General features: G+C 72.4%; 17 protein-coding genes, 1 tRNA gene and 1 pseudogene. 9 read left to right on the top strand and 10 right to left on the bottom strand.

Translation table 11 applies throughout. The features are described 5' to 3' along the window. Positions 1–185 precede the first annotated feature (185 nt). Positions 186–599 carry a DoxX family protein gene (locus tag ACP6CK_RS10390; protein WP_426958816.1) on the top strand — a complete coding sequence of 138 codons (414 nt, stop codon included), beginning with the start codon at positions 186–188 and terminating at the stop codon, positions 597–599. Positions 600–674: 75 nt separating this feature from the next. Here ACP6CK_RS10390 and metF read toward each other — a convergent pair whose 3' ends face one another. Further along, positions 675–1,607 carry a methylenetetrahydrofolate reductase [NAD(P)H] gene (gene metF / locus ACP6CK_RS10395; RefSeq protein WP_426958817.1) on the bottom strand — a complete coding sequence of 311 codons (933 nt, stop codon included), beginning with the start codon at positions 1,605–1,607 and terminating at the stop codon, positions 675–677. Positions 1,608–1,765: 158 nt separating this feature from the next. Here metF and ACP6CK_RS10400 point away from each other — a divergent pair, with 158 nt between their 5' ends. Both ACP6CK_RS10400 and ACP6CK_RS10405 read left to right on the top strand, forming a co-directional pair. Beyond that, on the top strand, positions 1,766–2,566 hold the full coding sequence (locus ACP6CK_RS10400) for an MlaA family lipoprotein (protein ID WP_426958818.1): 801 nt from the start codon (positions 1,766–1,768) through the stop codon (positions 2,564–2,566). A gap of 122 nt (positions 2,567–2,688) precedes the next feature. After that, positions 2,689–3,309 (top strand): MlaC/ttg2D family ABC transporter substrate-binding protein, encoded by a 621-nt coding sequence (locus tag ACP6CK_RS10405; protein ID WP_426958819.1) that lies wholly within the window; start codon positions 2,689–2,691, stop codon positions 3,307–3,309. Positions 3,310–3,330: 21 nt separating this feature from the next. On the opposite strand, the gene ACP6CK_RS10410 is transcribed toward ACP6CK_RS10405, so the two are convergent. The 4 genes from ACP6CK_RS10410 to ettA form a co-directional block, all read right to left on the bottom strand. Beyond that, positions 3,331–3,714, bottom strand: coding sequence for a response regulator (locus ACP6CK_RS10410; RefSeq protein ID WP_426958820.1), 384 nt, complete (start codon positions 3,712–3,714; stop codon positions 3,331–3,333). 87 nt (positions 3,715–3,801) lie between these two features. Beyond that, positions 3,802–4,689, bottom strand: coding sequence for an HpcH/HpaI aldolase/citrate lyase family protein (locus ACP6CK_RS10415; protein WP_426958821.1), 888 nt, complete (start codon positions 4,687–4,689; stop codon positions 3,802–3,804). After that, positions 4,686–5,405, bottom strand: coding sequence for a GNAT family N-acetyltransferase (locus ACP6CK_RS10420; RefSeq protein WP_426958822.1), 720 nt, complete (start codon positions 5,403–5,405; stop codon positions 4,686–4,688). Before ACP6CK_RS10420 ends, ACP6CK_RS10415 begins: the two co-directional genes overlap by 4 nt. Before the next feature lie 71 nt (positions 5,406–5,476). After that, on the bottom strand, positions 5,477–7,156 hold the full coding sequence (gene ettA, locus ACP6CK_RS10425) for an energy-dependent translational throttle protein EttA (protein ID WP_426958823.1): 1,680 nt from the start codon (positions 7,154–7,156) through the stop codon (positions 5,477–5,479). 214 nt (positions 7,157–7,370) lie between these two features. On the opposite strand from ettA, the gene ACP6CK_RS10430 reads away from it, so the two are divergent. Continuing rightward, positions 7,371–7,949, top strand: coding sequence for a LysE family translocator (locus tag ACP6CK_RS10430; protein ID WP_426958824.1), 579 nt, complete (start codon positions 7,371–7,373; stop codon positions 7,947–7,949). A 240-nt stretch (positions 7,950–8,189) separates the two neighbouring features. Here the strand turns inward: ACP6CK_RS10430 and ACP6CK_RS10435 are convergent, their stop codons facing one another. Continuing rightward, the gene (locus ACP6CK_RS10435) at positions 8,190–8,522 is read right to left on the bottom strand and encodes a YnfA family protein (RefSeq protein ID WP_426959902.1); all 333 of its coding nucleotides are present in this window, start codon (positions 8,520–8,522) and stop codon (positions 8,190–8,192) included. Positions 8,523–8,567: 45 nt separating this feature from the next. Here ACP6CK_RS10435 and ACP6CK_RS10440 point away from each other — a divergent pair, with 45 nt between their 5' ends. Together ACP6CK_RS10440 and ACP6CK_RS10445 are read left to right on the top strand one after the other, a co-directional pair. Further along, positions 8,568–9,269: an ATP12 family chaperone protein gene (locus ACP6CK_RS10440; RefSeq protein WP_426958825.1), complete on the top strand. Its 702-nt coding sequence runs from the start codon at positions 8,568–8,570 to the stop codon at positions 9,267–9,269. Continuing rightward, positions 9,266–9,541, top strand: coding sequence for an acylphosphatase (locus ACP6CK_RS10445; RefSeq protein ID WP_426958826.1), 276 nt, complete (start codon positions 9,266–9,268; stop codon positions 9,539–9,541). The genes ACP6CK_RS10440 and ACP6CK_RS10445 overlap by 4 nt, the downstream gene beginning before the upstream one ends. On the opposite strand, the gene mtgA is transcribed toward ACP6CK_RS10445, so the two are convergent. Continuing rightward, positions 9,538–10,251 carry a monofunctional biosynthetic peptidoglycan transglycosylase gene (gene mtgA / locus ACP6CK_RS10450; protein ID WP_426958827.1) on the bottom strand — a complete coding sequence of 238 codons (714 nt, stop codon included), beginning with the start codon at positions 10,249–10,251 and terminating at the stop codon, positions 9,538–9,540. The genes ACP6CK_RS10445 and mtgA overlap by 4 nt on opposite strands. A gap of 262 nt (positions 10,252–10,513) precedes the next feature. On the opposite strand from mtgA, the gene ACP6CK_RS10455 reads away from it, so the two are divergent. Next, positions 10,514–11,872 (top strand): DEAD/DEAH box helicase, encoded by a 1,359-nt coding sequence (locus ACP6CK_RS10455; RefSeq protein WP_426958828.1) that lies wholly within the window; start codon positions 10,514–10,516, stop codon positions 11,870–11,872. 134 nt (positions 11,873–12,006) lie between these two features. On the opposite strand, the gene ybaL is transcribed toward ACP6CK_RS10455, so the two are convergent. Next, a complete protein-coding gene (ybaL, locus tag ACP6CK_RS10460; protein WP_426958829.1) occupies positions 12,007–13,695 on the bottom strand; it encodes a YbaL family putative K(+) efflux transporter in 1,689 nt (562 codons plus the stop codon). Between the two features lie 86 nt (positions 13,696–13,781). Next, a complete protein-coding gene (lipB, locus tag ACP6CK_RS10465) occupies positions 13,782–14,450 on the bottom strand; it encodes a lipoyl(octanoyl) transferase LipB (RefSeq protein WP_426958830.1) in 669 nt (222 codons plus the stop codon). 20 nt (positions 14,451–14,470) lie between these two features. On the opposite strand from lipB, the gene ACP6CK_RS10470 reads away from it, so the two are divergent. Beyond that, positions 14,471–14,556, top strand: a tRNA-Leu gene (locus ACP6CK_RS10470). A gap of 109 nt (positions 14,557–14,665) precedes the next feature. Here ACP6CK_RS10470 and ACP6CK_RS10475 read toward each other — a convergent pair. Beyond that, complete coding sequence (locus tag ACP6CK_RS10475; RefSeq protein ID WP_426958831.1) at positions 14,666–14,845, bottom strand: hypothetical protein; 180 nt, start codon at positions 14,843–14,845, stop codon at positions 14,666–14,668. A 134-nt stretch (positions 14,846–14,979) separates the two neighbouring features. On the opposite strand from ACP6CK_RS10475, the pseudogene ACP6CK_RS10480 reads away from it, so the two are divergent. Then, positions 14,980–17,241, top strand: a pseudogene (locus ACP6CK_RS10480) (NADP-dependent malic enzyme); the annotation flags it as partial. Between the last annotated feature and the right edge of the window lie 13 nt (positions 17,242–17,254).

A 17,254-nucleotide genomic window follows, 5' to 3' on the forward strand; every position in this document is an offset into this window, starting at 1 on the left:
GACGTGCCGTCAGGCTAGCCTGCGTCCGCCGGCCGCGACATCACCGAAACGGTGCGGCGCGACAGACGAGACCGTCGCCCGCGACGCCGGATTCCGGCGCCTCGCCTGTCGGCCCGGCCCGGCCCCGCGCGTCCTCGGAACGGCATGGGGATCCGGTCCCCCGCACAGGAGATGAAACGACGACCATGGACGCGACGCTGCCTGCCCCGCCGATGGGCGCCCTTCCCCGCTGGACCCTCGTCGCCGGCCGCGCGCTCAGCGGACTGACGGTGCTGTTCCTCGTCTTCGACGGCGCGATCAAGCTGGCCGAGCTGGAGGTGGTGCGGGAAACGATGGAGCCGCTCGGCTACTCGGCGTCGCTGTCCCGCGGCCTCGGCATCCTCACCCTGGTCATCGCGCTCCTCTACGCCCTGCCGCGCACGGCCCTGCTCGGCGCGGTTCTCCTGACCGGCCTGCTCGGCGGCGCGATCGCCACGCATCTCCGCGTCGGCAGCCCGGTCTTCAGCCACCTGCTCTTCGGCCTCTACATCGGCCTCATCGCCTGGGGCGGCCTCTGGCTACGCGACCCGCGCCTGCGGGCCCTGCTCCCGCTCCGGTAGCAGGGAGAGCCCCTTATACAGGCGCTCCCGCGCCCGGCCCGATCACCGCGCCGGACCGAGCGCGCTTCGGCCGGCCTAGGCCGGTCGCGCGCCGAGGATATGCGCGATGGCGTAGGTCAGGTCGGGCCGGTTCAGCGTGTAGAAGTGGAACTCGTCCACCCCGTTCGCCTGGAGCAGCCGCACCTGCTCGGCCGCGACCACGGCCGCGACCATCCGCCGCGTCTCCAGGTCCTCCTCCAGCCCCTCGAAGAGCCGCCCCATCCAGTCCGGCACCTGCGCGCCGATCCGCTCGGAGAAGCCCTTCATCTGCTTGAAGTTCGACACGGGCATGATCCCCGGCACGATCGGCACCGTGATCCCCGCCGCATGGGCCCGGTCGATGAAGCGCAGGAAGGTCCCGGCATCGAAGAAGTACTGGGTGATCGCCCGCGTCGCCCCCGCGTCGATCTTCCGCTTCAGGTTGTCCAGGTCGTGGTCCGCGGACTGCGCCCCCGGATGCACCTCCGGGTAGGCCGCGACCGAGATCTCGAAATCCGCCACCCGCCGCAGCCCGGCCACGAGGTCCGCCGCATAGGCATAGCCCCCCGGATGCGGCACGTAGTCCGAAACCCCCGCCGGCGGGTCGCCGCGCAACGCGACGATGTGCTTCACCCCGGCGTCCCAATACCCGCGGGCGACCTCGTCCACCTCCTCCCGCGTCGCGCCGACGCAGGTCAGGTGCGCGGCCGGCGTCAGCGCCGTCTCCCGCAGGATGCGCGTCACGGTGGCGTGGGTCCGCGCCTGGGTCGTCCCGCCCGCCCCGTAGGTGACCGAGACGAATCGCGGCGAGAGCGGCGCCAGCCGCTGGATGCAGGCCCAGAGCTGCGCCTCCAGCGCGTCGTTCTTCGGCGGGAAGAACTCGAAGGAGAGCAGCGGCGCCGGCATCGCGGTCAGCGACGGCAGCCCCCCGAAGCGCGGCCCCTCCAGCCAGCTCTGGAGCGTCTTGGCGGAGGGCAGGATCTCGTTCATCCTTCCACCCTACGCGATCGCCCGCCCCTGGGGGAACCCGCGCCGACCCCGGCGATGGCGCAGGCGTGAACGCGGCGCATCCTTCTCCGCGCGGGAACCCGTTCCCCCGGCTCGGCGCCGGATGCTAACTCGTGACAACCCTGGATTCTCCCGCCGCGATGCCCGTCCGCCCCCTGCTCGCCGCCCTCGCCCTCCTGACGCTGACGGCGGTGCTGCCCGGCTGCGCCACCCGCCCGCCCGCGAGCGACCCCGAGGCGCTGGCCGAGTTCCGCGCCAACAACGACCCGCTCGAACCCTTCAACCGCGCGATGTATGACGTGCATCAGGCGATCGACACGGTCGTCCTGCGCCCCGTCGCCGTCGCCTACCGGGAGGTGGTGCCACCCCCCGTCCGCACGGGCGTCCGCAACGTCCTCGCCAACCTCCGCTCGCCCGTCATCCTCATCAATGACGCGCTCCAGGGGGAAACGCAGCGCTTCGGGACCACCCTCGGCCGCTTCCTACTGAACTCCACCCTCGGCGTCGGCGGCATCTTCGACGTGGCGGCGGAGTTCGGCCTGCCCCCGCACACCGAGGATTTCGGCCAGACCTTCGCGGTGGCCGGGATCGAGGAAGGGCCCTACCTCTTCCTCCCCATCCTCGGCCCCTCCAACCCGCGGGACCTGCTCGGGTTCGCCGCCGGCATCGCCGCGGACCCCCTGACCTGGCTCACCTTCAACAGCCCGGACCTCGCCAACACCCTCTCCTACATCCGGGCCGGCGCCACCGTCGTCTCCACCCGCGAATCCCTCCTCGACCCACTGGACGAGGTGCAGCGCACCTCCCTCGACCCCTACGCCACCCTCCGCAGCGCCTACCGCCAGCAGCGCGCGCGGGAGATCGCGAACACCCCCAGCGCCGTGCCCAATGAGGGGCCCGGCACCGGCTTCGGCGTCGGCGCCCCCACCCCGGCGCGCTGAGGGCCGCCGGCCGAAACCCCGCCGCGACGGGGGGCGTTGAGCGGGCTCACCCGCCACCCCACCTCCGTCCGACGGTGGCCGGGACCCGGCGCCCGCCCGACAGACGAGAGAACGCCAGCCCCATGCCCCCTTCCCGACGCAGCCTCCTGGCGGCCGGCGCCGCCCTGTTCCCCCTTGCCGCGCGCGCCCAGCCCGCGGACACGGCGCGCGCCACCGCCTTCATCCAGTCCACCGGGCAGGAGCTGGTCGCTGTCATCAACGGGGCCGGCGGCGTCGCCCAGCGCCGCCAGCAGGTCGCCGCGCTCCTCCGCCGCGCCGTGGACGTGGACGGGGTCGGCCGCTTCGTCCTCGGCCGCTGGACCCGCCAGGCCACCCCGCAGGAGCTGGCCGAGTACACGCGCCTCTTCGAGGAGACGCTCATCCGCAACCTCTCCGCCCGCTTCGGCGAGTACCAGGGCGTGCGCTTCTCCCTCGGCCGTTCGCAGCAGCGCACCGAGGACGACGTCCTCGTGAACACGATCATCGAGCGCCCGGGGACCGCGCCCTTCGCGCTCGACTGGCGCGTCGCCGAGGTGGGCGGCCAGCCCCGCATCGTCGATGTGATTGCGGAAGGCACCTCGCTCCGCCTGACCCAGCGCAGCGAGTACTCCTCCGTCATCTCCCGCAACGGCGGCCGCGTCTCGTCGCTGCTGGACGCGATGCGCAACCAGGTCGCGCAGCTCGCGGCGCGCGAAGGCCGCTAGGCAGGGCCCGGCCGGCGCGGCCTAGACCGCCGCCGGCCGCCGGCTCGGCTGCACGCCGAGATCGGCGATCGCGTCCAGCAACTGTTCCAGCTTGAAGGGCTTGTCGAGCTTTCGCTCGCCCTCCGCCAGCGTGTGGCCGCGCCAGTTGATCGGCCGCCCGGTGTAGTAGATCGCCCGCAGATCCGGCACGACCTCCCGCGCCCGCCGCACGGTGTCGAAGCCGTTCATCGGATCGGCGAGGTCGATGTCCGTCAGCACCAGGTGGCAGGGCTCGTCGGACTGCAGGATGCGCAACGCCTCCGCCGGCGTCTCCGCGAGCTGCACCTCGTATCCCGCGTCTTCCAGCGCCTGGACCATCACGTCGAGCACGAGTTCGTCGTCCTCGATCACGAGCACGTCGCACATGGGGAAAGGTCCGGTCAGTCTCGCCCAAGTAACGCGCCGCCCGCGGCAAGGTCACGCGCGTGGGTCATCAAGCCCCGGACAGAAGAATCACCGCGCCCCGAAAGTCTCGCCCGCCAGCGCGAGGATCTCCTCGGCCCGTCGCACCACCGGCGGGTCCACCATCTTCCCGTCCAGCCGGAAGGCGCCGCGCCCCTCGGACCGCGCCGCGGCGTCCCCCGCCACCACGCGCCGCGCCCAGTCCACCTCCGCCGCATCCGGGGAAAACCCGGCGTTCAGCACCGCCACCTGCGCGGGATGGATCGCCATCGCCCCGCGGAACCCCATCCGGCGGGCCTGCGCGATCATCGCGCCATAGGCGTCCAGGTCCTCGTAGACGCCGATGCTGCCGGCGAAGCCCAGTGGCATCACCCCGGCCGCCCGCGCCGCGGCCAGCACCGCCAGGTTCGGCCCGAGCAGCGAGTCCGGGCCGGGCACCGCGCCCAGCGACGCACAGAAATCCTCCGGCCCCAGCGTCATGGCGGCCACCCGCGGGTGCGCCGCCGCGATCTCCCGGATATGGAACAGCGCCCCCGGCGATTCGATCTGCAGCACCAGCCGCACGGCGCCCGGGGCGATCCCCCGCGCCTCCTCCAGCCCGGCCACGGCCTCGGCCACCAGCCGGACCACGCCCGGCTCCTCCACCTTCGGCAGCACGATCCCGGCCACGCCGGCGATCACCGCCGCCTGCAGATCGGCCGCCATCTCGATCAGCCCGGCATTCACCCGCACCAGCGCCGCCCCGCCGGACTGCGTGACCGAGGCCACCGAAGCCGCCAGGGACGCCCGCGCCCGCGCCTTCTCCTCGGCGGGCACCGCATCCTCCAGGTCGAGGATCACCCCATCCGCCCCGCGCGCATGGGCACGCGACACGAAGCGCTCGACATGCGCCGGCACGAAGAGCAGGGACCGCCAGCGCGGCGGCGCGGCGGCGCTCACCGCACGCTCTCGAACACGATCATGCGGTGCCCCTGGTTCCGGAACTCCCCGGCAGCGGTCATCCCGATCTCCTCCATCACCCCGCGGGAGGCCTCGTTCGTCTCCCGCGCCACGCCGATCACCCGCCGCACGCCCGCGGCATGGGCATAGTCCAGCGCGGCCCGCGCCGCCTCCCGGGCATAACCCCGCCCGCGGCATTCCGGCCAGAGCGCGTAGCGCAGCGCCACCCCCCGCCCGTCCGGCCGCTCCATCAGCCCGACGATGCCCAGGAACTCGCCGCTCCCCCGCTGCGCATGGCCATCGAGGTGGACGGCCCAGGTGCCGTAGCCCCGCACCGCCCAGAAATCGACGTCGTCCTCCAGCTCCTCCCGGGTCCGCTCGGGCGTGCGCACCCCGTGCAGCATCACCTCGAACACCCGCGGATCGGCCTTCAGCCGGACCAGGTCGTCCAGGTTCTCCAGCCCCACCGGCAGCAGCGTCAGCCGCGCCGTCCGCACGATCCGCGACTGCGCCAGCGCGGCGGAGGCCCGCTCCACCGCCGCCGGCCGCGCCAGGGCCCCGACCTCCGCCTTCGCCGCCCCGAGCGCATCCCTTGGCAGGTCGGAGACGGCGCCGCCCGCCCCGCCATACTGCCCCGCGGCGCTCACGGCGTCGCGCTGCCCCGTGAAGCTCACCGGCCCCCGCCGCTCCGTGGCGGGATCGCCGACGCCGCTCACCGCGCCCCGGCGATCAGCGCCCGCATCAGGGCTGCCGCCGACGCTCACCGCGTCGCGTGAGCCGCCGACGCTCACCGCGTCAACGGCCGGTACTTGATCCGGTGCGGCTGGTCCGCCGCCGCGCCCATGCGGCGTCGCTTGTCGGCCTCGTAGGCCTGGTAGTTCCCCTCGAACCACTCGACATGGCTGTCGCCCTCGAAGGCCAGGATGTGCGTCGCCAGCCGGTCGAGGAACCACCGGTCGTGCGAGATGATCACCGCGCATCCCGCGAAGTCCTGCAACGCCTCCTCCAGCGCCCGCAGCGTGTCCACGTCCAGGTCGTTCGTCGGCTCGTCCAGCAGCAGGACGTTGTGCGGCACCTTCAGCATCTTCGCCAGGTGCACCCGGTTCCGCTCGCCGCCGGACAGCACGCCCACCGGCTTCTGCTGGTCGCCGCCCTTGAAGTTGAAGGCGGCACAATAGGCGCGGGACGGCACCGCCCGCTTGCCCATCGTGATCATGTCCATCCCGCCGGAGATCTCCTGCCAGACGGTCTTCTTGTCATCCAGCGTGTCGCGGCTCTGGTCGACATAGCCGAGCTCCACGGAATCGCCGATCGTCATCGTCCCGGAATCCGGCTTGTCCACGCCGGTGATCATCTTGAACAGCGTCGTCTTGCCCGCGCCGTTCGGCCCGATCACGCCGACGATCCCACCGGGAGGCAGCTTGAACGAGAGATCATCGATCAGCAGCCGGTTGCCGAACCCCTTGCGGATCGCATCCGCCACGATGACCGTATTTCCCAGCCGCGGCGCCACCGGGATCTGGATCTCGGTCGGATCAGGCGCCTTTTCCAGCGACTTCTGCAGCAGCTCCTCATAGGCCTGGATGCGCGCCTTGCTCTTCGCCTGCCGCGCGGACGGGGACCGGCCGATCCACTCCTGCTCCTCCGCCAGCTGCCGCTGCCGGGTGCTCTCCTCCTTCTCCTCCTGCGCCAGCCGCTTCCGCTTCGCGTTCAGATAGGCGGAGTAGTTCCCCTCATACGGAATGGCCCGGCCGCGATCGACCTCCATGATCCAGTTCGTCACGTTGTCGAGGAAGTACCGGTCGTGGGTCACGATCAGCACCGCGCCCTCGTAGTCGCGCAGCGTCTTCTCCAGCCAGGACACGCTCTCCGCGTCCAGATGGTTCGTCGGCTCGTCCAGCAGCAGCAGGTCCGGCTTCTCCAGCAGCAGCTTGCACAGCGCCACGCGCCGCCGCTCGCCGCCCGAAAGATGCGTCACCGCGCTCTCCGCCGGCGGGCAGCGCAGCGCGTCCAGCGCGACGTCCACCGTGCGGTCCAGCTCCCAGCCGTTCGCCGCGTCGATCCGCTCCTGCAGCTCGGCCTGCTCGGCCAGCAGGGCGTTCATCTCGTCGTCCGACATCTCCTCGCCGAACTTCATCGAGACCTCGTTGAACCGCTCCAGATCGGCGGTGAGCGTGCCGAAGGCGTCCCGGACATTCTCCCCCACCGTCTTGTTCGGATCGAGATGCGGCTCCTGCGACAGGTAGCCCACCCGCGCCCCCTCGGCGGCCCAGGCCTCGCCGCCATGCTCCTTGTCCTGCCCGGCCATGATCCGCATCAGCGTGGACTTGCCGGCGCCGTTCGGCCCCAGCACGCCGATCTTCGCGGTCGGCAGGAAGGACAGGGTGACGCCCTTGAAGACCTCACGCCCACCGGGATAGGACTTGGTCAGGTCCTTCATGACATAGACGTATTGCCAAGCGGGCATGGGCGGGCTCCACGGGAACAGGGGGCGCGTGCGAATGAGCCGCGCCTTCTACCGGCCCAGCGCCCGCGCGCCAACCGGCGGACCGCGAGAAGGGCTCGGGCGGTGCCTTCGCCCCCGGCCCCCATCCCCCTCCGTCAGGCTGCCGCGAAGCTGACGCCCGGCCGTCACGCCGGCGGCAGGTCACAACGGGATCGGGACGGTCTAGAACCCCGCCATGACCGACCCGACCCTCTTCATCCTCACCGTGCTCTTCATCCTCGGCACCCCCGGCCCCACCAACACCCTCCTCGCCACCTCGGGCGCCACGGTCGGCATCGGTCGCTCCCTCCCCCTCATGATCGGGGAGAGCGCCGGCTATCTCATCTCCATCCTCGCCATCGGCCTCCTGATCGGCCCCTTCATCGCAGGCGTCCCCGCGGTCGCCATGGCCCTGCGCCTGATGGTCGGGGCCTATCTCTTCTGGCTCGCCTACCGCCTCTGGCAGCGCGGCGAGGTCACGGACGCCAACGCCCTCCCCGTCACCACCCGCCAGGTCTTCGTCACCACCCTCCTGAACCCGAAGGCCATCATCTTCGCCCTCGGCGTCATCCCCTTCGCCACGCCGTCCTGGCCCGCCTACCTCCTCGGCTTCCTCGCCATGCTCGTCACCGTGGCGGTGGCCTGGATCAGCATCGGTGCCCTGATCGGCCGCGCCGCCGCGGCCGCCGGACAGGCCCGCCTCGTCCCCCGTATCGGTGCCGCCGCCGTCGGCACCTTCGCCGTCATCCTCGTCGTCTCCCCCCTCCTCCGCTGACCCGGCATCCTTGACCGCCCCGAACCGTCAAGGATAATATTCCTTTCATCCGCGGCCCAACCATGCCCGCCGTCCAGCCCGGCCCCATCGGCGGGACGTGGTCCGGATGTAAGATTGTAAGGAAGTAAGGAGAGGAGATCCGTCCTTTTCTTCCTTCGTCGCCTCGCTTGAAGAACCGGCACGTCTCGCACGCAGATCGGTGCTTCGTAGGAGGTAAGAAAGTAAGGAAGTAAGGCGGCTCTACCGCCCCGCCCCACTCCCGCCCCACAGGATCACCCCCGCCCCCACGAGGCACAGCGCCGCCCCGCCCAGGTCCCACCCATCCGGCACCCGCCCCTCTACCGCCACCAGCCACGCCAGGGACGCGGCCACATACACCCCGCCATAGGCCGCGAAGGCCCGCCCCGCCGCCGAGGCCTCCACGAAGGTCAGCAGCCAGGCAAAGGCCACCAGCAGCCCCACCCCCGGCAGAAGCGACCAGAGCGGCCAGCCCAGCCGGCGCCACCCCCAGAAGACGAAGCACCCGCCGATCTCCGCCAGCGCCGCCGCGCCGTACAACGCCAGAGTTCCCATCACGGGAACTTGCCACCCACCCCCCGGAACCCCCAACTCACCCCCATGAAGCGCTTCTGGGATACCGCCACCGTGCAGCCGGCGGAGCACGGCTACGGCATCGCCCTCGACGGCCGCCCCCTCCGCCTCCCCGGCGGCTCCACCCTCCACCTCGACAATCTGGCCATCGCCGAGGCCGTCGCCGCCGAATGGGCCACGGCGGGGGAACGCAAGGGCGCCGAGCTCTCCATGGAGCAGGTCCCCCTCACCCGCCTTGTCGGCACCGCGGTGGACCGCATTGCCAAGGACCCCGCCCCCAGCGCCGAGGCCATCGCGCAATACGGAGAAGCCGACCTCCTCTGCTACCGCGCCGAGGACCGCCGCCTCGCCGCCCTCCAGGCCGAGGCGTGGCAGCCCCTCCTCGACTGGGCGGCCCTGCACCACGACGCCCCGCTGAACGTCACCTCGGGCATCACCCACGTCGCCCAGCCCGAGGCCTCGCTCCGCGCGCTCAACGCCGCGGTCGCCGCCCACAACCCCTACGGCATCTCCGCCCTCGGCATCGCCGTGCCGGCCATGGGCAGCCTCGTCCTCGGCCTCGCCCTCTCGGCCGGCCGCCTCGACGCCGCCGAGGCCCACCGCCTCGCCACCCTGGACGAGACCTATCAGGAGTCCTTCTGGGGCGCGGACGCCGAGGCCACCGCGCGCCGCGCCCGCATCGCCGAGGACATCGCCCTCGCCGCCCGCCTGCTGGAGCTCTCCCGTTGAAGGCCCGGCTCCTCCGGATCACCGGCCGCGTCCAGGGCGTCGGCTACCGCGACTGGCTCGTGCGGGAAGCCACCGCCGCCGGCCTGGAGGGCTGGGTCCGCAACCGCACCGACGGCACCGTCGAAGCCCTCCTCAGCGGGGAGGAATCGGCGGTCGGCTCCATCCTCCTCGCCGCCCGCCGTGGCCCCGCCGCCGCCCGCGTGGACCGGATCGAGGAGACCTTCGCCCCGCCCCCCGACGAGCCCGGCTTCCACCGCCGCCCGACGGCCTAACCGCCCCGCACGCAATCCAGCAGTGGCCCGAGCTGCCCGATCCGCCGCTCGATCACCGCCGCCTGCGCCGGCACTGCCCCTGAAGACGCCGTCGGCGAACGGGTCAGCGGGCTCGGCAGCACCGCCGCCAGCCGTGCCGCCTCCCGCCGCGTCAGGGCAGAGGCCGGCTTGTTGAAGAAGGCCCGAGACGCCGCCTCCGCGCCATAGATCCCCGGCCCGAACTCCACGATGTTCAGATAGACCTCCATCACCCGCCGCTTCGGCCAGAGCGCCGCGACCTGCGGCGTCAGCCAGGCCTCGATCCCCTTCCGGACGAAGTCCCGCCCCGGCCACAGGAACAGGTTCTTCGCCGTCTGCATGGTGATGGTGCTCGCCCCCCGCGCGCGCTCCCCGTCCATCAGCGCCTCGACCTCCCCGCGCAGGGCTTCGAAGTCGAAGCCGAGCGACTGGCGGCAGAAAAGGTTGTCCTCCGACGCGACCACCGCCTCGGCCAGGGCCGGCGCGATCGAGTCGAGCGGCACCCAGTCCCGCCGCATCCCCTCTCCCTGCGCGGCGCGGATGAGCATCAGCGGCGTCACCGGCACGGGCACGAAGCGGAAGACGAGGATCAGCAGCAACGGCCCGAGCAGCAGCACCCCCGCCCCCCAGAGAAGCCGCCGGCGCCAGCTCCCCCGCTCGCCGGGTTCATGCAGAAGTTCCTGTCGGCCCATCCGCCCGTGCTGGCCGCGCCCCCGACCCGCGTCAAGCGCGCCCCGATCCACCTTGCACCGCAGCACGGAAAGCCTCATCTTCCCCCCGTGCCCGGCGTTTCGCCGTGGCCACGCCCCGGCCGCGTGAGACGGCCGCCCCGCGCGATCCTGCGCGCGGCCCTGTCCGGGGCGTTCAATCGACCTTCCCATTGGGATGCGACCGGACACGCGGGGCGCCTCCCCGCCTCGGCGGCCCCGGACGGGCTGCCCCGATTGGAATTCCATGACTCAGTTCACCGACCTCGGCCTCGCGGCGCCGCTCCTGCGCGCGCTGGAGGAAGAGGGCTACACCACCCCCACGCCGATCCAGGCGCAGGCGATCCCGGCCGCGCTGTCCGGCCGCGACGTGCTGGGCATCGCCCAGACCGGCACCGGCAAGACCGCCGCCTTCGCCCTGCCGATCCTGCACCGGCTGGCGAATGACCCGAAGCGGCCGCCCTCCGGCGCCTGCCGCGTGCTCGTGCTCTCGCCCACGCGGGAGCTCGCCTCCCAGATCCATGAGAGCTTCCGCGCCTATGGCCGCCACATCCGCCCCTCCACCGCGCTGATCTTCGGCGGCGTGCCGGAGAACCCGCAGAAGCGGGCCATGGGCAAGGGCGTGGACATCCTGATCGCGACCCCGGGCCGGCTGCTGGACCTCATCGGCCAGCGCGCCGTCCGCCTGGACGCGATCGAGGCCCTGGTGCTGGACGAGGCCGACCAGATGCTCGACCGCGGCTTCTGGCCCTCCATCCGCCGGATCGCCGCGATGGTCCCGCGCCAGCGCCACACGATGTTCTTCTCCGCCACCATGCCGGAGGACATCGCGAAGCTGGCGAAGGAGCTGATGCCCGAGCCCGTGCGCGTGGAGGTGACCCCGGTCTCCACCACCGCCGAGCGCGTGAACCAGCGCGTCATCCACGTCCGCGCCGACGGCAAGCGCGGCGTGCTGGCGACCCTGCTGAAGGGTGAGACGGTGGGCCGCGCCCTCGTCTTCTCCCGCACGAAGCATGGGGCCGACCGCATCGTGAAGCAGCTGGAGCAGGACGGCCTGGCCGCCGGCGCCATCCACGGCAACAAGAGCCAGGGCCAGCGGGAGCGCGCGCTGGACGCCTTCAAGAAGGGCACCGCGCCCATCCTGGTGGCGACCGACATCGCCGCCCGCGGCATCGACGTGGACGGCGTGACCCACGTCATCCAGTACGATCTGCCGGAGGTCCCGGAGACCTACGTCCACCGCATCGGCCGCACCGCCCGCGCGGGCGCTTCGGGCGAGGCGGTGGCGCTGGTCGCCCCGGACGAGGTCGCCCTCCTCCGCGCCGTGGAGAAGCTGACCCGGCAGCAGGTCCCGGCCGAGGGCGACATCCCCACCGGCCCGGTGCCCCGCGCCCCGTCCCGCCAGCAGCAGCGCGGCCCGCGCGGCGGCGGCGGTGGCCGGGACCACCAGTCCCGCGGCCCATCCCGGTCCGGCTCCGGCCGCCCGGCCGGCGGCCCGCCGCAGGGGCGCCGTGACGACCGGGCGCCTGCGCGTCGGGCGGAGCCGGCGGGCGCGAGCAAGGACCGCGCCTGGCGGAACGGCGACTTCCGCGACAGCGGGCGCTGAAGGCAGCAAGGTCGGGGGAGTGAACTCCCTCGATCCCGCTCCTTCTTCTGTTCATTGGCGCCGACCTTCGAACGAGGGGTGCCAATGGGCAGAAGTAGAGGGGGGTCCGGGGGATACGTTCCCCCCGGCCCTTCTTAGCTGACGGACGCCTCGCCCAGCATCCGGTGCGCCACCTCGCGCTCCGCCATGATCACGCGCGACGCGCCCAACCGGAACAGGTGCTCCACCGCCGCGTCCGAGTGCGCCCGCGCGAGGATTTCCAGCGCCGGGTTCGCGGCCCGCGCCTGCTGCACGACCTGCCCGGCCTCGAAGGTCTCCGGCACCGTCACGAAGAGCCGCCGCGCCGCCGGCAGGTTGGCGGCCGCCAGCACGTCCGGATCGGCCGCGTTGCCCTGCACCGCGTCCATCCCCTCCGCCGAGGCGGCGGAGACGGAATCCTCCGTGTCGCCGATCACCATCACCGGCCGCCCCGCCCCTCGCAGCCCCGCCGCCACCAGCGAGCCCACCCGCCCGTAGCCGATCACCACGTCGTGGTCGTCGAGCGCCGTCATGGGCATCGGGATGCGCATCGGCGGGGTAACGGGGGCGGGCTCCGCCGCCTCCGGCACCGCCGCGGGCGGCACCGGCGGGCGCAGCGCCACGCCGCGCCACCGCTCCGCCAGGCCGAACAGCACGGGGTTGAGCAGGATGGACAGGATGGCGCCCGCCAGGACGAGGTCCCGTCCCTCCGGGGGCAGCAGCCCGAGCGTCCCGCCCAACCCGACGAGGATGAAGGAGAACTCGCCGATCTGCGCGAGGCTCGCCGCGATGCTGAACGAGGTGTGCCGGTCCTGCCCCAGCGCGCGCAGCAGCCCGTAGGCCACGGCGGTCTTGCCGATCAGGATGATCCCGAGCACGGCCAGCACGGCCAGCGGTGCCTGGACGAGGATCCCCGGGTTGAACAGCATCCCGACCGAGACGAAGAACAGCACCGCAAAGGCGTCGCGCAGCGGCAGCGCCTCCTCCGCCGCGCGCTGGGAGAGCTTGCTCTCCGCCATCACCATCCCCGCCAGGAAGGCGCCGAGGGCGAAGGACACGCCGAACAGCGCCGAAGCCGCATAGGCCACGCCGAGCGCCACCGCGTAGACGGCCAGCCGGAACAGTTCCCGCGATCCGGTGTGGGCGGCGTAGTGCATGATCCACGGGATCACCCGCCGCCCCGCCACGAGCATGATGCCGATGAAGGCCCCGACCTTCGCGAGGGTGACGAGCAGCGTCATCGCCAGGTCGGCCAGCGACAGCCCGCCCTCCCCCCGGAAGGACGGCGCGAGCGCGGGCAGAAGGACGAGGACGAGGATCGTCACGAGGTCCTCCACCACCAGCCAGCCGATGGCGATGTGCCCGCGCTCCGTGTCCGCGATCCGGCGGTCCTGCATCGCGCGCACCAGCACGACGGTGGAGGCGACCGAGAGCGCGATGCCGAAGATCAGCCCCGCCCCGAGATTCCAGCCGAAGGCCCAGGCCATGGCGAGGCCCATCCCCGTCGCGGCCACGATCCGCCCGAGCGAGCCGGGCACCGCGACCCGCCAGACCGCCATCAGGTCCTTCAGCGAGAAGTGCAGCCCCACCGCGAACATGAGCAGGATGACACCGATCTCGGCGAGTTGGTTCGCCATGTCCTGATCGGCCATCAGCCCCGGCGTGAAGGGCCCGACCGCGACGCCCGCCAGCAGGTAGCCCACCAGCGGCGAGACGCGCAGCCGGTGCGTCACCACCCCCAGCAGGAAGGCGAGGCCGAGACCGATGGCCAGGGTGGCGATCAGGGCCGGTTGGTGCTCGGGCAAGCGGCATCCTACGTGGTGGGGGGCTCCTCTGCCTTACCCGCGCAGGCCCTATGCCGCCAGCAACGATGCCGGTGCGGTGCGTCTCGTCAGTCGCCGAAGACCTCGCCCCAGGAAGCCATCAGGGCGGAATCCGCCTCCTCCATCGTCGCGGGAATTCCCAGTGCGTGAAGGCTGGTCACGCCGTGCTCGCTGATGCCGCAGGGAACGATCCCGCCGAAATGGGACAAATCCGGGTCCACGTTCAGCGCCACCCCGTGCCAGGACACCCAGCGCGTGACCCGCACGCCGATCGCCGCGATCTTGGATTCCCCGCCGGTCGAGGGGTCGGCGACCCAGAGGCCCACCCGCCCCTCCCGCCGCTCCGCGCGCACGTTGAAGCGGTCCAATGCCCGGATGAGCCATTCCTCCAGCCCGTGGACATAGGCCCGGACGTCCCGCGCGGGGATCGTGCCGTGGCGCCGCATGAGGTCGAGCATGACGTAGCCCGTGCGCTGTCCGGGCCCATGATAGGTCCACTGCCCGCCCCGCCCCGCGTCGAAGGTCGGGAAGCGGGCGTCCAGCAGCCCCTCCGCCCGGGCCGAGGTCCCGGCGGTGTAGGAGGGCGGGTGCTCCACCAGCCACACCGCCTCCCCCGCCGTGCCGGCCCGGATGGCGGCGGCGCGGGCGGCCATGGCCTCCAGCGCCTCGGGCACCGTGACCCGTCCGTCGCTGACCAGCCATTCCGGGCTGGGGGGCGTTGATGCGGCGAGGCTCATCGGCTATAGGCCCCGCCGCTGCGGTCATGGCGGAATGGTAGACGCGCCAGCTTGAGGTGCTGGTGGGGGAAACCCCGTGGAAGTTCGAATCTTCTTGACCGCACCATCTTTCCTCGGCTCCGGCGCGGCGGCTTAGCCCGGCCGGCGCGCCCCGCCCAGGTGGGAAGCACGGGACGTGCTGTCCACGCCGGGCGCCGAGCCGATCCCGGGGCGCCTCAGCCCCCGCCGATCCCCTTGATGACGACGCCGGTGCCGTTGCAGGCCTGACAGGCCTTGCCCATCAGCGTGCCCTTGCCCTGGCATTCCGGACAGATGTCCTCGCCGGTGCCGGGGGTGCCGGGGGGCGCATCGTCCCCGGGGCTCATCCCGCCCTTGGTGGTCTCCTGGCCGGCCATCCCTGCCTCCCAATCTCGTGGCGCGGATGCGGCCGATGGCCGCTCCGCCCAGGAAAACGCGGCCGGGCGCCGGTGGTTCGGCGCGTCATGGGCCCCCGCTGGCGCCGCCGCCGGCACGGGGCCACAATGCCCGGATGGACGAGGATTTCCGCAAGGCCGCGCTCGATTATCACCGCCTCCCGAGGCCGGGGAAGCTGAGCATCGAGCCGACGAAGCGCATGGCGACCCAGCGCGACCTCGGCCTGGCCTATTCCCCCGGCGTCGCCGCGGCCTGCGAGGAGATCGCGAAGGACCCGGCCTGCGCCTACCAGTACACGGCGCGCGGCAACCTCGTGGCCGTCATCACCAACGGCACCGCCGTGCTCGGGCTCGGCGCCATCGGCGCGCTCGCGTCCAAGCCGGTGATGGAGGGCAAGGCGGTCCTCTTCAAGAAGTTCGCCGCCATCGATTCCATCGACATCGAGGTGGAGGAGCGCGACCCCGACCGCTTCGTGGATGCGGTATCGGTGCTGGAGCCCTCCTTCGGCGCCATCAACCTCGAGGACATCAAGGCGCCGGAGTGCTTCGAGATCGAGCGCGCCCTCCGCGCCCGCATGAGGATCCCGGTCTTCCACGACGACCAGCACGGCACGGCGATCATCGTGGCGGCGGCGGTCCGGAACGGGCTGCTGCTCCAGGGCAAGGACATCGCCCAGGCGAAGATCGTCGCCTCCGGCGCGGGTGCCGCGGCCCTCGCCTGCCTCAACCTGCTCGTCGAGATGGGCGCGCGCCGCGAGAACATCACGGTCTGCGACATCGAGGGCGTGGTCTATGAGGGCCGCACGGTCCTGATGGACCCCTACAAGTCCCGCTACGCCCGCGCGACGGAGGCCCGCACCCTGGCGGACGCGCTGCCCGGTGCGGACGTGTTCCTCGGCCTCTCGGCGCCGCGCGTGCTGAAGGCGGAGTGGCTGCCGGGCATGGCGGAGAAGCCGCTGATCCTGGCGCTGGCCAACCCGGAGCCGGAGATCCTGCCGGAGGCGGTGCGCGCCGTGCGGCCGGACGCGATCGTGGCGACCGGGCGGACCGACTACCCGAACCAGGTGAACAACGTCCTCTGCTTCCCCTTCATCTTCCGCGGCGCGCTGGATGCCGGCGCGACCACGATCAACGAGGAGATGAAGGTCGCGGCGGTCGAGGCCATCGCGCGCCTCGCCCGCGCCGAGGCGAGTGAGGTCGTCGCCGCTGCCTATGGCGGACAGGCGCCGGTCTTCGGGCCGGACTACATCATCCCCAAGCCCTTCGACCCCCGCCTGATCCTGGAGATCGCGCCGGCCGTCGCGCGGGCCGCCATGGATTCCGGCGTCTCCACCCGTCCCATCGCCGACTTCGCCGCCTATCGCCACGGGCTGGAGCGCTTCGTCTTCCGCTCCGGCGACCTGATGCGCCCGGTCTTCGCCGCCGCTCGCGGCGCGTCCCGCCGCATCGCCTACGCGGAGGGCGAGGACGAGCGGACGCTGCGCGCCGTGCAGACCGTGCTGGATGAGGGGATCGCGGAGCCCGTCATCATCGGCCGCCGCGCCGTGATCGAGGCGAAGGTGCGGGCCATGGGCCTGCGCATGGACCTCGGCGAGAGCGTGCGGGTCATGGACCCGGAGACGGATGACGACGTCTTCGGTCCCCTGCTGCCGCTCTACCAGTCCCGCGTGGGCCGGCGCGGCGTGCCGCCGGACGCGGCGGTGCGGCGCCTGCGCACCCGCCCCACCGTCGCCGCCGCCCTGCTGCTGGAGGCGGGACAGGTGGACGCCGCCATCGCCGGCGGCACCGGCGACTGGATGGAGCACTGGCACCACGTCTACGACGTGATCGGCAAGCGGCCGGATGTCCGGCGCGTCTACGCGATGACCGGCGTCATCCTGCCCCCCGGCACGCTCTTCTTCGTGGACACCCACCTGCTGCTGGACCCCGATGCCGAGCAGGTGGCGGAGATGACGCTGCTGGCCGCGGAGCAGGTGCGGGCCTTCGGCGTGACGCCGCGGGTGGCGCTGCTCTCGCACTCCTCCTTCGGCGCGTCCCAGGCGCCCTCCGCGCGGAAGATGCGGCAGGCCCTCTCCCTGATTCGGGAGCGCGACCCCGGGCTGGAGGTGGATGGGGAGATGCACGCGGACGCGGCGCTGGAACCGGCGATTCGGGACCGGGCCGTGCCGGATTCGAAGCTCTCGGCCTCCGCCAACCTGCTGGTCTTCCCGAATCTCGATTCCGCGAACATCGCGTACAACCTCGTGAAGGCGGCGGCGGACGGGCTGCAGCTCGGGCCGATGCTGCTGGGAATGCGCAAGCCCGTGCACGTGGTGGTGCCGAGCACGACGGCGCGCGGCATCGTGAACCTCTCGGCGCTCGCGGCCACCCAGTCTCCGGCCTCGGCCGGGG

Origin of the sequence: Muricoccus radiodurans, from assembly GCF_050154705.1 — a bacterium.
Lineage (GTDB): Bacteria > Pseudomonadota > Alphaproteobacteria > Acetobacterales > Acetobacteraceae > Roseomonas > Roseomonas radiodurans.